The 14,154-nt window shown below is 38.9% G+C and carries 16 protein-coding genes and 2 pseudogenes; 3 read left to right on the plus strand and 15 right to left on the minus strand.

All coding sequences use genetic code 11. The features are described 5' to 3' along the window. Nucleotides 1-294 precede the first annotated feature (294 nt). From BKL49_RS11720 to argC, 10 genes and pseudogenes are all read right to left on the minus strand, one after another. Nucleotides 295-957 (minus strand): TfoX/Sxy family DNA transformation protein, encoded by a 663-nt coding sequence (locus tag BKL49_RS11720; protein WP_077425687.1) that lies wholly within the window; start codon nt 955-957, stop codon nt 295-297. A gap of 485 nt (nt 958-1,442) precedes the next feature. Further along, nucleotides 1,443-1,567, minus strand: a pseudogene (locus BKL49_RS11725) (shikimate 5-dehydrogenase); the annotation flags it as partial. 10 nt (nt 1,568-1,577) lie between these two features. Beyond that, complete coding sequence (gene cysE / locus BKL49_RS11730) at nt 1,578-2,372, minus strand: serine O-acetyltransferase (RefSeq protein WP_077425689.1); 795 nt, start codon at nt 2,370-2,372, stop codon at nt 1,578-1,580. A gap of 10 nt (nt 2,373-2,382) precedes the next feature. Next, a complete protein-coding gene (gene gpsA / locus BKL49_RS11735) occupies nt 2,383-3,387 on the minus strand; it encodes an NAD(P)H-dependent glycerol-3-phosphate dehydrogenase (protein WP_077425691.1) in 1,005 nt (334 codons plus the stop codon). 58 nt (nt 3,388-3,445) lie between these two features. Then, entirely contained in the window at nt 3,446-3,958 is a 513-nt protein-coding gene (gene secB, locus BKL49_RS11740; RefSeq protein WP_077425693.1) for a protein-export chaperone SecB, read from the minus strand. 15 nt (nt 3,959-3,973) lie between these two features. Further along, on the minus strand, nt 3,974-4,420 hold the full coding sequence (locus BKL49_RS11745) for a rhodanese-like domain-containing protein (protein ID WP_077425695.1): 447 nt from the start codon (nt 4,418-4,420) through the stop codon (nt 3,974-3,976). Between the two features lie 157 nt (nt 4,421-4,577). Beyond that, nucleotides 4,578-5,714, minus strand: coding sequence for an acetylornithine transaminase (locus BKL49_RS11750; protein ID WP_077425697.1), 1,137 nt, complete (start codon nt 5,712-5,714; stop codon nt 4,578-4,580). Next, entirely contained in the window at nt 5,715-6,455 is a 741-nt protein-coding gene (gene argB, locus BKL49_RS11755) for an acetylglutamate kinase (protein ID WP_077425699.1), read from the minus strand. Nucleotides 6,456-6,470: 15 nt separating this feature from the next. Next, nucleotides 6,471-7,673, minus strand: coding sequence for a bifunctional glutamate N-acetyltransferase/amino-acid acetyltransferase ArgJ (gene argJ / locus BKL49_RS11760; protein ID WP_077425701.1), 1,203 nt, complete (start codon nt 7,671-7,673; stop codon nt 6,471-6,473). Between the two features lie 11 nt (nt 7,674-7,684). After that, the gene (gene argC / locus BKL49_RS11765) at nt 7,685-8,707 is read right to left on the minus strand and encodes an N-acetyl-gamma-glutamyl-phosphate reductase (protein WP_077425703.1); all 1,023 of its coding nucleotides are present in this window, start codon (nt 8,705-8,707) and stop codon (nt 7,685-7,687) included. A gap of 252 nt (nt 8,708-8,959) precedes the next feature. On the opposite strand from argC, the gene ansB reads away from it, so the two are divergent. The 3 genes from ansB (at nt 8,960) to BKL49_RS11780 (ending at nt 12,231) form a co-directional block, all read left to right on the plus strand. Further along, entirely contained in the window at nt 8,960-10,009 is a 1,050-nt protein-coding gene (gene ansB / locus BKL49_RS11770) for an L-asparaginase 2 (RefSeq protein ID WP_077425705.1), read from the plus strand. A 159-nt stretch (nt 10,010-10,168) separates the two neighbouring features. Beyond that, complete coding sequence (locus BKL49_RS11775; protein WP_077425707.1) at nt 10,169-11,491, plus strand: anaerobic C4-dicarboxylate transporter; 1,323 nt, start codon at nt 10,169-10,171, stop codon at nt 11,489-11,491. 104 nt (nt 11,492-11,595) lie between these two features. Next, a complete protein-coding gene (locus BKL49_RS11780) occupies nt 11,596-12,231 on the plus strand; it encodes a hypothetical protein (protein ID WP_077425709.1) in 636 nt (211 codons plus the stop codon). On the opposite strand, the gene BKL49_RS12850 is transcribed toward BKL49_RS11780, so the two are convergent. The 5 genes and pseudogenes from BKL49_RS12850 to BKL49_RS11805 form a co-directional block, all read right to left on the minus strand. After that, nucleotides 12,212-12,403 carry a hypothetical protein gene (locus BKL49_RS12850; RefSeq protein WP_077425711.1) on the minus strand — a complete coding sequence of 64 codons (192 nt, stop codon included), beginning with the start codon at nt 12,401-12,403 and terminating at the stop codon, nt 12,212-12,214. The two genes, BKL49_RS11780 and BKL49_RS12850, sit on opposite strands and share 20 nt — an antisense overlap. Before the next feature lie 207 nt (nt 12,404-12,610). Beyond that, nucleotides 12,611-13,075, minus strand: coding sequence for a hypothetical protein (locus BKL49_RS12915; protein WP_425271895.1), 465 nt, complete (start codon nt 13,073-13,075; stop codon nt 12,611-12,613). Between the two features lie 103 nt (nt 13,076-13,178). Next, nucleotides 13,179-13,418, minus strand: a complete 240-nt coding sequence (locus BKL49_RS11795; RefSeq protein WP_077425713.1) for a hypothetical protein — start codon at nt 13,416-13,418, stop codon at nt 13,179-13,181. Next, nucleotides 13,418-13,819: a hypothetical protein gene (locus BKL49_RS11800; RefSeq protein ID WP_077425715.1), complete on the minus strand. Its 402-nt coding sequence runs from the start codon at nt 13,817-13,819 to the stop codon at nt 13,418-13,420. The genes BKL49_RS11795 and BKL49_RS11800 overlap by 1 nt, the downstream gene beginning before the upstream one ends. After that, nucleotides 13,800-14,154: pseudogene (locus tag BKL49_RS11805) on the minus strand (hypothetical protein); the annotation flags it as partial. The pseudogene BKL49_RS11805 and the gene BKL49_RS11800, both read right to left, overlap by 20 nt.

The raw sequence follows: 14,154 nt of genomic DNA on the forward strand, positions 1-14,154 counted from the left end.
TATCTGCTTAGCTAAAGTTTTTACTACCCAATCATAATCAAGTAGATGAATTTCAAGTTAAGCACCTATTAAGACTTCAAAATTAAAAATTATTTTAAAACAAGTCAATCAACAAGTGCCCACACAGATTGTCTGATACATTGTTAAAGAGCAAAAAACAACGACGCACTGTTACCATTCAAATGTTCCACAACAGTGCGTCGTTGTGTGCGGCGTATTATAGGGAAAAATGAAATCCTTGCAAGGTTTTTTTAAAATTTTTTATTTAAAAGATTAATTTTTATTCATCATCTTTTATTCATCATCAATCTTTCTGTATTTTCTTAACCCTGCTTTATGCAGTACATCATTTAACTTTCTCAGTAAAATCTCCTTTTGAGCTTTGGTTAAAAATTCACTTTTTTTATTTAATAATGCACCGGCAAATTTCCAGTAAGTTTGCAATGTTGCCGGAATACCAATCTGCTTTAGTTTCACTATCGCATTTTCAGCCCCAACACTTTTAAACATCCCTACATCGCAAATCTCAACCTTCTTTAACATTCTTTCATACTTTATTGAAAGATTTGGAAGATCCTTTAAACGATTGGCTTTTTGTAATGCCATCGCAATTTTTCTGTCTTTAATTTGCTTAATGGAAAGCATCAATAACTTACGAAATAGCACTTCATCATTAAGAATCTCTTTTGAAAGCCAGTAATAATCCGATAACACAAATTTGGCATCAACTTCATTTTTTGTGAATGCCGTACATCCCATACTCATTAGTTGCTCAGCTAGTGAACCTTTGGCTTGAAGATAAATTTTCCCATTCAACCACAACCCAAACATAAGTTCTTTGTTATAGAACAGTCCATAACCAGTGAAAAGATTTCTTGATGTAACGTTCCCGACCAAGCTATTAATCAATTCACGAACATTTGCAAGTTGCTCATCGCTAATATTTAAACGTGTCACAGATACCTCTTTTTAATTAATTTATTGTTAATAATCAAAGACTAAGTTCTTAGATTTTTATATCATTAATCAAATATGAATAAAACCATCTCTTTTCAATTTTGTGAACCAGATCGCAAAAATAATTTTTTGTTTTATAAAACAAATAGATGATATAAACAATATATAGTGATATAAAAATTTCTCCTATTTAACCTAGACTTACCGATATAATTCCGATTACAAGAAAAATTTTATGTTATAGAAAAATGGAAGGAAATATAAAAGATCAACATAGCAAAAATTAATAAAACCAAGAATTCATGCTACAAGAAATTAGAATAATACGACAAAATTATTTGGCTTTTATCAAATAACAAATTCTGTTTAAAAAAGTACTTAATGTTTTCGCACCCCAAAATAGGGGCTAACTAAAAGACGAAGCCTGAATAATATCAGGCTTTATAATTAATGAATTCAAACTTTGAAAGTTTTAACCGCACTTTCGTCATAAGTGCTTTATAAATAAAATTCAACTCCATTTTTGATACAAATAATTATGGAACATTGTTCCAAAGTTCCCCGGACGACCGGAAAGCAACATACAAACTTGCGTATCTTTATTGATCATATTGTTTCCTTTAAATATTTAAATTTATCCCGTCATCAATAAAATATTGATTCATTTCAAATGCCGGCTTGGCTTCTTTATCTTTACCAATAATGCGCGCCGGCACACCGGCGGCGGTGGCATATTTGGGAACAGGCTGAAGCACCACGGAATTTGCGCCGATTTTGGCGTATTTTCCCACCTCAATATTGCCAAGAATTTTCGCGCCCGCACCTATCATCACTCCTTCACGTACTTTTGGATGCCGATCGCCGGATTCTTTCCCCGTTCCGCCCAAGGTGACACCTTGCAAAATTGACACATCATTTTCAATAACGGACGTCTCCCCCACCACAATACCGGTTGCGTGGTCGAACATAATCCCGTGACCGATTTTGGCAGCAGGGTGAATATCCACATCAAAGGCAACGGAAATTTGATTTTGCAGATAAAGGGCAAGCGCCTTGCGATGTTGATTCCAAAGGTAATGGGTAATGCGATAACTTTGAATAGCGTGAAAGCCTTTGAGATAAAGTAAAGGCGTTGACCATAATTCCACCGCTGGATCGCGCTGGCGCACCGCTTGAATATCGCACGCCGCACAATCAATAATAGCAGGATCGGCTAAATAAGCTTCTTCAATAATTTCACGCAAGGAAATCGCCGGCATAATAGGATTTGCCAATTTGTTGGCAAGCAAATAACTTAATGCACTGCCCAAATTTTGATGTTTTAAAATGGTGGAATGGAAGAAACTGGCGAGCATTGGTTCGTGCTCGGCAAGTTCTTTCGCTTCTTGGCGAATGTGTTGCCATACTTCTAACATATCGTTCTCCTTATTCGCCTTTACGTTCACGCCCTAATAGGCTGTGCGCCACGTCCTGTGCAGATTTACCACAAAACAGCATTTGATAAATTTGCTCCGTGATCGGCATTTCAACACCTTGTCGCTGTGCAAGTAAATAGGTTTCTTTGGTGTTATAAAATCCTTCCACCACTTGCCCTATTTTATCCATCGCCGTTTGCGTATCTAATCCCTCGCCCAGCATTAATCCAAAACGGCGGTTGCGTGATTGATTGTCGGTACAAGTCAATACTAGATCGCCTAATCCCGACATCCCCATAAACGTCTGCGGATTTGCCCCGAGGGAAGCCCCCAAACGGCTCATTTCCGCAATACCACGGGTAATCAACGCCGTGCGGGCATTCGCCCCGAATCCCATTCCATCGGCAATTCCCGCGCCAATCGCAATGACATTTTTGATCGCACCGCCAAGTTGCACGCCAATCATATCTTTGTTCACATACACCCGAAAATGCTTACTACAATGAATCCGTGCCTGAAATTCAAGCGCAAATTGTTCATTATTCGCCGCCAATGTAATTGCGGTCGGTAGCCCTTGCGCCAGTTCTTTGGCGAAGGTTGGGCCTGAAAGCACAGCAAGGGGATAATCCCTTCCTATCTGCTCTTCCACCACCGTTTGTAAAAGTCTTCCCGTATCACGTTCTAACCCTTTGGTCGCCCAAATAATCCGATGATGAGGTTGTAAGTGCGGTCGAATTTTACGGAGAATTTCATTGAATGCGTGACTCGGCACCACAATAAGAATATCGCGTGAACAATTTAACGCGCTTTCAAGTTCACCCTCTAAATAAAGTTCATCAGGAAAAGAAATATCCGCCAAAAATCGGCAATTTTGACGCTCTGCCTGCATTTGCCGAATATGCGCCGGATTATGCCCCCAAAGGTAAGTTGGCGAGCCATTACGAGAAAAGGAAATGGCTAAGGCTGTACCGTAAGATCCCGCACCCAGTACGGTGATTGGTGATTGAGGTGTCATAGAATTTTCCTCAAAAAACAAAGGGCAAGCCCAAGACTTGCCCTTTTTACTCAAGAAATTAATGTTGGGTTTCTTTCGTCTCTTCTGCGCTGCTTTCCGCCGCTTCTTGCTGACGATTCATATATTCGATGAATAACGCATCAAAATTAACCGGTGAAAGGTTTAATGCCGGGAATGTCCCACGATTGACTAAACTTGAAATTAACTCACGGGCATAAGGGAACAACATACTCGGACATTGTGAGGTTAAACAATGCGCCATTTGCATTTCTTCCAAACCACTGATCGTAAACACGCCCGATTGTTTGACTTCACAAAGGAATGCAAGATCACCTGAATCTTCCATTGTGGTTTCAACGGTAATGTTTAAGGTAATTTCGTACAAGTCTTCATCTAATTGCACGGTTTCGGTGCTTAAATCAAAACCGAGTTTAGGTTTCCATTCTTGGTGAAAAATATGCGGAAGATTCGGTGCTTCAAAAGACACATCTTTCACGTAAATACGTTGAATTTGCAATACGGCTTGCGCTTCTTCTGCCGCAACTTCAGGCTGTTGATTTTGTTCTGACATAGGTTAATTCCCTTATTATTTGTGTTTTTTAACAATTGGTAAATTTGCACCCATCCAAGCGGCAATGCCTTCTTTTAAGACATAAACACGGGTAAAACCTTGTTTAGTCAATAATGCCGCCGAACCCGGTGCAGAAATACCGTTCACATCCACTAAGATTAACGGTTTTTCTTTGTGTTGTTCAATTTTGCCCAGATTGGCATTTTTAATATCACTTGGCAGGAGATTGATACTGTTAATGATGTGACCACGTTGATATTCATCTAAAGTACGAAGATCGACCACGACCGCGTCTTCATTATTGATTAAACGAATGGCTTCAGAATGTTGAATGGTTTTGAATTTCTCTGTTGCCGATTTGAAAAAGGTATAAATCACCGCCGCAAAAATAGCAAACCAAGAGACGGTTAATAACGTATGTTTTTGTGCAAATTGAATTGCATCAGGCATAAATTCTTGCATTGTTGTTCCAATAAGATGTCAATGAATACTCAAATTAAAAAGAGGGCTAAGTATAACCGCACTTATGCTATCTTTCAAAAAAATTCTTATTTTTCAAGCAAAGGAATAATAATGATGAAGTGGAAAGATTGAGCGTTCCAATCAATCTTTCATTGGGTTAAAACGATGAAAGTGCATCATTTATTTTTTCAATTGCAACCGTCAGTTCTGCACTTGACATCACAAGGGGTGGAAGCAATCGTAACGTATTCCCTCGAGCGGAAAGTGCAAGTACACCTTTTTTATGCAAAACACTTAATACGTCCGTAACCGGCACAGAATCAATAAGTTGAACCCCAAGTATAAAACCTCTTCCCGACACTTGTTTTACAGTAGAAAGTGCGGTCAATTTTTGACTTAATTTTTTAAATAACCATTCACCTTTAGTCTGAACCTCATTAAGAAATTCGGGGGTTAAGCAATCTAGCACTTGATTTGCCGCCGCCATCGCTAAAGGATTTCCGCCAAAAGTAGAACCGTGTGAGCCATATTGAAAAGCTTCACCAAGGTGTTTTTTTCCGATCATTGCACCGCAAGGTAAGCCGTTTGCCAACCCTTTCGCCAGCGTCACAATATCCGGTTGAATATCATAATATTGATGTGCAAATAATTTACCGGTTCGTCCCATCCCCGTTTGCACTTCATCCACAATTAATAACACACCTTGTGCCTGACATTGCTTTTCTAGGGCTTTCAACCAATTTGCATTTGCAACGGTTACCCCGCCTTCGCCCTGAATGATTTCAACCAATACCGCTGCATAATCGGAAGTGATCGCCGATAATGCTGAAATATCGTTGTAATCAATAAAATCCACCTCAAGCAATGTGCCAAAACCAACTTTAATGAGATCATTGCCTGTCGCAGAAAGTGCACCCAAAGTACGTCCATGAAAGGAATGATTAAATGCCATTAATTTGTTTTTACCGGTATATTTACGCGCTAATTTAATCGCCGCTTCATTTGCTTCCGTACCGGAGTTACAAAAAAATACTCGCTGTTCATCATCTTTTACTAATTTTTTCGCAACCTGCTCTTGTAAAGCACTTTGATACAAATTTGAGGTATGCCACACCTGATACAATTGGCGACTCACCGCGTCATTAAGGGACGAGACGTTATACCCTAAATTACAAACACCGATGCCACTGGTTAAATCCAAATAACACTTTCCATTACTATCCGTTAAATACGCCCCATCGCCGCGCACGATTTCAAAAGAAAAACGTTTGTAAGTTTCAAATAATCCGCTCATTTATTCCTCCTTAAGAAATATCGTGCCACCGCTCAATGTATTTGAACAAATTTGCACGCAAGGCACACCGCCTTCCAACGCAAAAAAAGCCGCCTTTATTTTGGGCTGCATTCCCTCGCCAATGATACCTTCTCCTTGAAGTTGCCGAGCTTGAGTTCCTGTCATTGTTGGAATAATTTGCCTCTCTCTCAACACACCCGGAACATCCGTTACCAAATAAAGCGCTTCCGCTTGCAACAACGTTGCCAATTCCGCTGCAGCATTATCTCCATTAATATTCAGCCACTCACCTTGATTATCAACCGCCAAAGGGGCAATCACACCAACGTGGTCGGCAAGCCATCGCTCAAAAAGTGCGGTCTTAATTTGGGTAATTTTTCCCACAGCACCTAATTGAGCGCGATCAATCGCTTCGCCAAGAATAAGTGCATTTGTCGCTGCATTCAAACCAATGGCACCAAGATGATAATGATTTAACCGTTGCAAAATTTGTGGTTGAACTAAGCCAAGAAGCACCATTTTTGTCACTTCAAGCGTTGCCTCATCCGTCACACGAATGCCTGCTTTTTTCACCACCGGTAATTGCAATTTCTCACAATACGCTGAGATTTTATTGCCACCACCGTGAACCAATAAAATTGCCTTTCCAACCGAACGCCACTGCTTAATTTGTTGAAAAAATGCGGGTGTCAATTCTGCCATCGCATTGCCACCGATTTTTATCACAATAAGATTATTCATCTGCTCCCCCAGCTATTAGGTTGAATAAGAGGCGTTGATATTGACATAGTCGTAGGTGAGATCGCAGCCCCAAGCCTGCCCTTGCGACTCACCAACGTTGAGAAAAACATCAATATAAATGACCGCACTTTTTAATAATTCACTCACTTTATCAGAAACGAAATTAGTCGCCTGTCCCTTTTCAACAACCCACATTTGATTAATCTTTACTTGAATTCGCGTAGGATCTAACCCAACACCACTCGCACCCAAAGCACTCACAATCCGTCCCCAGTTTGGATCCGCACCAAAAATTGCACTTTTTACCAAGTTCGAACCTACAATAGATTTTGCCGCAACATGCGCTTCCGACTGACTACTCGCCCCATAGACATTCACTTCAATGAGTTTCGTTGCACCTTCGCCGTCTTGGGCAATCATTTTCGCCAATTCCGTCAGCATAAATTGATAGGCTTGTTTAATAAGTGAATAATCAGGGCTTTGCGCCGTGATTTCCGTATTACCGGCCTGACCATTCGCCATCAATAACACCATATCGTTTGTCGATGTATCGCCATCCACAGTGATCTGATTAAAGGTTTGCTCAGTCAGCTCACTTAATAATGATTGCTGTGTATTTGCCGCAATGGCGCAATCAGTGACTACAAACCCAAGCATCGTTGCCATATTCGGGTGAATCATTCCTGAACCTTTGGCAAAACCGGTGAGCGTGCAGTCTTTACCTTCTACTTGGAAACTTAAACAAAGCGTTTTTGTTTTCGTATCCGTGGTTAAAATAGCTTGCGTGATTAAATCATTTTGTGTTTTTTCTAACTTTGCGATACCTTGCTGCATTTTATCCATTGGTAATGTCGTGCCGATTAAGCCCGTGGAAGCTACGCCAACGAGATCAGTAGAAATGCCTAATTTTTCTGCCACCCATTGTTGCTCAGATTTCACATCTTTTTCACCTTGTTCACCGGTACAAGCATTCGCAAAAGCGCTATTCATCACAATGGCTTGAAGTTTTTGTGTTTTTTGTACCAGTGATTTCGTCATATAGGTTGGGGCGGCACAGACTTTATTTGTAGTATAAACCCCTGCGGCATTTGCCGGCACATCCGAAACCACCCAACCTAGATCCAATTTGCTATAACGTAGCCCTGCGTGTATTGCATCACTGCTATATCCTTTTGGCCAGCAAAACGGTTGTTCTTGCCATAATGTTGTTTTATCCATGCTTTCCTCCTTTAAGGGAATATCGGAAACAGCGGTAATCCGGCAGTCTCCTTAAATCCAAAATACAAATTAAAATTTTGTACCGCCTGACCTGCCGCACCTTTCATTAAATTATCAATGACAGAAACAATAGTGACGATTTGCGTGGTGGAATTCCACACCACGCCAATATCACAAAAATTCGAGCCTACCACTTCCTTGATAGTCGGCAGCTGCGCACCACGAAAACGCACAAAAGGTTTATCGACGTAACATTGCCCAAAAATTGCTTCAAGTTTTTGCTGTGTCATCGACCGAGTAAGTTTTGCATAAGTATTCACCATAATGCCACGGGTAATCGGCAATAATGTGGTTGAAAATTGAATGTGCTGTAAATTTTTATCCCATTCACCTAATTGTTGTGTAATTTCCGGAATATGTTGATGTTGATTTAAACGATAAACCCATAAATTTTCATTAATAAAAGGAAAGTGAGTATGTGCTGCCGAATTCTTCCCCGCACCGGATACACCCGATTTTGCATCCGTAATAATCGATCCCGCTTCAATCAAGCCGGCTTGTGCTAAGGGCGCTAACCCCAATAATGTTGCCGTTGCATAACAACCGGGATTTGCAATATAAGGGCTATAATGAGTAGTAAATTCAGGCAAGGCATAAGTGATTTTCTCAGCCGATGGCAATTCACGTCCTTTTTGATGATACCAATTCTCATAAAGTTGACTTTCTCTTAAACGAAAATCGCCTGACAAATCAATGACAGGAAAAGCCGCATCTACCAACGGTTGCATTAACTTCCCGGTTACACCTGAAGGTGTGGCACAAAACAAACAATCCACTTCATCTTGAATGGTTTCAATGTTTAGTGGTTTCACCAAAATATCGTTTTTACCAAAGGCGGGAATTAAATCACTTAATGCAACGCTTTCCTGCACGCTACCATAAAGGGAAATCTCTGAGACTTGAGGATGCTGCGTTAAAAGCGTATAAAGTACCATTCCGCTATAACCTGTTATCCCTACAATTCCAACTTTCATACCCTACCCCAAAAAAATGAATAATTATTCAATAATTTCGAATAAATATATTATACAAATTAATATTGTCAACCGAGAAAAAAGAAGAAGTTAAGCTGGTCAGATCTGCAAATTAGAAAAATCAATGTGCAGGTAAATCTTTAAACAATAATAAATTTTATGTGATCGGAATCATAAACTTGTTTTTTAATACTTCCATTCAACGTGATTTAGTTAGATGATAGCTTGAGTTTTATCTATTAGGAGTATGCTATGAAATTAAACAAATTCACGTTTTCTTTGCTGTTAGGTTTAGGTATTTCAACTGCAAATGCCGCTGAACTACCAAATATTACTATTCTTGCCACCGGCGGTACGATTGCAGGTAGCGGTCAAAGTGCGGTCAATTCTGCTTATAAAGCGGGGCAACTTAATATTGATACCTTAATTGAAGCCGTGCCGGAAATGAAAAATATTGCGAACATTAAAGGTGAACAAATTGTAAAAATCGGTTCGCAAGATATGACCGATGAAGTATGGCTAAAGCTGGCAAAAGCCATCAATGCACAATGTAAAGATACGGATGGTTTTGTCATCACACACGGTACAGATACGATGGAAGAAACCGCCTACTTCTTAGATCTCACTGTAAAATGTGAAAAACCGGTGGTATTGGTCGGTGCAATGCGACCGGCAACAGAAAAAAGCGCAGACGGTCCATTAAATTTATATAACGCCATTGTTGTCTCCACCGATAAAAAATCCTCAGGACGCGGCGTATTAGTCGCAATGAATAATGAAGTGCTTGGCGCACGTGATGTCACAAAAACCAGTACAACTGCCGTTCAAACTTTCCACTCACCAAACTTTGGGACTCTTGGTTACATTCATAATAGCAAGGTAGATTATGAACGTTCACCGGAAAGTAAACATACCGTAAACACTCCATTCAATGTTGAAAAACTGGATAGCTTACCAAAAGTAGGTATCGTTTATGCCTATTCCAATGCACCGATTGAACCATTAAATGCCCTTTTAGATGCAGGCTATCAAGGCATTGTGACTGCGGGGGTAGGAAACGGTAATTTGAATTCAGCTCACCTAGTTCGCTTAGAGAAAGCAGCAAAAGAGGGGGTTGTAGTGGTACGTTCTTCCCGTGTACCAACCGGTTACACCACCCGCGATGCCGAAGTAGATGACTCACAATATGACTTTGTGGCTTCCGGAACATTAAACCCACAAAAAGCACGGGTGTTATTGCAACTGGCTTTAACACAAACCAAAGATCCAAAAATAATCCAACAATATTTTGAGGATTTTTAGATAGCCAAAAGTGCGGTCAAAATTAACCGCACTTTTACTTCATGACAAGGGAAAGATTTTATTGATCTATATTATGGCAACACTACCTATTTGTTGCTATATTAGTGCCCGTTTTTTAAAACAGAACAAGAATTTCTTTTTATTTACTTAGGGGGCAGTATGTCTGCGATGTTCTTATTACAATTTGCCATCGTGCTATTGTGTATCCTTGTCGGTGCACGTGTAGGTGGTATTGGTTTAGGTGTATTTGGCGGTTTGGGGCTTGCCATTCTTTCTTTTGGTTTTGGCTTAAAACCGGCAGGATTACCCATTGATGTGATGTTTATGATTATGGCGGTGGTTGCAGCGGCGGCGGCAATGCAAGCGGCTGGCGGTTTGGATTATATGATCAAAATCGCCACCAAAATTTTACGCCGCAATCCTAAATACATCACCTTTATTGCACCGGCGGTAACTTGGTTATTTACATTTTTGGCAGGAACAGGCCACGTTGCCTATTCCGTATTACCAGTGATTGCGGAAGTAAGCCGTCAAAACGGTATTCGTCCTGAACGTCCACTTTCTATGGCGGTTATCGCCTCTCAATTTGCCATTGTTGCAAGCCCGATTGCAGCGGCAGTAGTAGCGGTGGTTGCCTATCTTGAACCACAAGGTATTCATCTTGGTGATGTGTTAATGGTAACGATTCCGGCAACGGTTTTAGGTATTTTCCTTGCTTGTATTCTTGTGAACAAAATGGGAAAAGAACTGAAAGATGATCCTGAATATCAACGCCGTTTGAAAGATCCCAAATATGCTGATGCACTTAATTCCTCCACAAACGAACAAGAATTAGAAATCAGTAGCACAGCAAAAATTTCTGTATCTTTATTTTTATTCGGTGCATTGCTTGTTGTATTAATGGGCGCAATGCCGTCTCTACGTCCGGCATTTGACGGCAAACCAATGGGAATGGCACATACCATTGAAATTATTATGTTAACCATCGGTGCATTAATTATTTTAACCTGTAAACCGGATAGTACCGCTATCACCAAAGGTTCGGTATTCCACGCCGGTATGCGTGCCGTTATCGCCATTTTCGGTATTGCTTGGTTGGGGGATACCTTAATGCAAGCACATATCACCGAAGTAAAAGAGGTGGTAAAAAGCTTGGTTGAAACCGCCCCTTGGTCATTCGCGCTTGCCTTATTTGTGCTTTCTGTATTGGTAAACAGCCAAGGTGCAACCGTTGCAACCTTATTCCCATTAGGTATTGCCTTAGGCATTCCTGCACCGGTGTTAATCGGGGTTTTCGTTGCGGTGAACGGTTACTTCTTCGTGCCTAACTACGGTCCAATCATTGCCTCTATTGACTTTGATACCACCGGTACAACAAAAATCGGTAAATACATTTTTAACCACAGTTTTATGTTGCCGGGTTTATTAAGTATGGTATTTAGTGTTGTTATCGGCTTATTACTGGCAAATGTACTTCTTTAATTAAGAATAGAGAGAAAAAGCGGTGCGTGATGCACCGTTTTTTTATGAACTTATAATTAAAATCAGCTTCTAAAAACAGCCTTTCTTTTTAACCAGGAACAACAATGAAATTATTCAAAATCCTTTTTGCTACACTAATGCTTTACATTCCAACCGCTTGGTCTGCCGTTGATTACAACATTAAATACGGATCAAACTATTTAATGCCGGCTTATGTTCACTTTAAAGCGGACGGATCGCAATATTCGGTGAATGCCAAAATCAACATTCCGCTTTATAATATCGTGTTCTTCTCCCGTGGCACACAAACCCCAAGTCAATTCAAAATGGTGAATTATCAAGATACCCGAAACGGTAAACCTTATGCCGTTTCAAAAATCTCACCGAATAGCATTGAATATGGCAAAGTCAAAAATGGCTTGGAAACCGAACCATTAACCCTGCCGACATTCGATTTATTCACGATGGCGTTCCAATTAAGTTATTACGATAAACTGCCGAATAGTTTCCAAATCACCAATGGCAAAAAATTGTACCCAATGGAAAATGTGAAGGTAAAAAAAAGTGAAAAACAGATTGATTACAACAAACAAAAAATCACTGAAATCACTTACAGCTTTAAAACAGGTAACAAAGATATTATGGTGAAAAAATTCGCCGGTGAACAATTCCCACGCTATATCAAATACAGTCGGGACGGCGATGATTATGAATTGGAATTTAGTGAATTTGTAAAATAAAAGAGAAAAAACACATTAGCAGTAAATCAATCATTGGTAAGGGCTCAAACGTTACATTCTCCACTCGGTTCTTTTGTAGCAAAGTGCGGAGGATTTTTTCGCTGTTTTGATGTTGAAAGATTCGGCTATCCGACTGTAACATCGCCCATACTAATGCCGGCTCCACCACCATCTGATAAGCGGTATCATAATTTCAACTTGACTTTGTTCCAGTTCAAACGCTTTATCGTTCATTATGCTGTAAAGCTAACTGCCTTGTTTATATGCCGCTTCCGCTTTGGCTTTAAATTGGTCCATGTTGTCATAGGTAAAGATAAATTTTGGTTTTAAAAGAACAAAAAAGAACCGCACTTTATAAAAAGTGCGGTCGATATCGTGATTAATTTAGATCAACTGAATCTGCTTTGATCCACATATTGATTTCTTTTTTTCCTTTGTAGTTGATGAAATACCATTTTTCTCCATATTCATCAATTTTCTCATCTAGGATAGAAACGTTATCTCCCTTTATCAGATAGGAATTAGTAACAATAAAATCTTTATTATATAAATGCGTTTTTTTATTTATAAAACCTTTTATAGGCTCTTTTTTACAAATGCTCTTTTCATATGCTCTAGCCAATATCTTATCTTTGTCATAATAAGGATATATTTCTCTAGAATTTGGATTATCAATAATTCTATTGTCAAAATAAGGATCTTTACCATAATTAAAATAATGAGTAATATCTTCCCTATCTATAATAGAGGAATCTTTCTTTATTTCAAAAACACTAGGTATAAATTGAACAAACCAAGGATTAATTCTATCATAATCTCCATATGACAACATAGTAATTAGCATTGCCCCCCCCTTCCTCATTAATACAGAAAGAAGTTAATATTTTTTGTCCATTAGATGGTATCTGCTTATATATTTTTTTAAATTCATTTTTTTGGTAGATATATTATATCTCAATATTTTGAATAGAAGAAGATACTCTGCCAAGTTTATCCGTATATCCATCAGCTATATCTTTTTTTATAAAAGATAATTTAATATTTTGATTAGGCAAAATTATTACAATGTCATCAAATTTTAATTCTGATGTTTTTTTATATGAAAATTCTATAATATTCTCTAAGTTTTCATTAGCTATAGCGATATTAACATTTAAAACCAATAAAATTATATAAACTAATTTCATTATATTAACCCCAAAAGTTTACTTATCGAGATAAAGCGTTTCCTTCTATCTTCATATCCCTTTGCTTTATTAGGGAAATCGCCTCTACCATACCATCCATTTATATTTGCACTAACTTTAATTAATACATCTTCGCTTGCCCCCATATCTGCAAGATTATTTGTATCTGGGTACCTCGCTCCTATATACCTCCAGTATAAACAAGCAGACTCAGCACAATAGTCAATATTATCAGATACTAAATCAGGTTCTTTCACAAAATCCTTTATATCATCAGGATAAAATAAATTATGTTTCTCTGTAAATAATTTATAATTATTTTTACCTGTAAGTTGAATATATCCTCTCCCTCTATATAAAAAACCATCACCAGTAGTATTATTACCTAAGCGCCCCCCCATAAGTTAAATTGAAAAGCTCTGGTTGCCTACAGTATTTGGCAGTAGGCGGACATATACTGTCTTGGATGTATTGGGGAGAATTGCGAAATGTTTTATTACTTAATGCTGCGATTCTTCTATAGTAGATCCCTTCTGATGTTCCTGTAAAACTACCGCTTTCATGGGCACATTGTGCTAAAAAGTGTGCGATTCTTAGTGGAGTATTAATTTCATATTGTTTAGCATATTTATTTAATGCAGCTAATAGCACTTGATCATTGCCTTTTCCTACAGCAACAGCATTAACCATTTCTGCTGTAATTAACAATGACTCGGCCATCAACCACCCAATCACC

Origin of the sequence: Rodentibacter myodis, from assembly GCF_001999305.1 — a bacterium.
Classification (GTDB): Bacteria; Pseudomonadota; Gammaproteobacteria; order Enterobacterales; family Pasteurellaceae; genus Rodentibacter; species Rodentibacter myodis.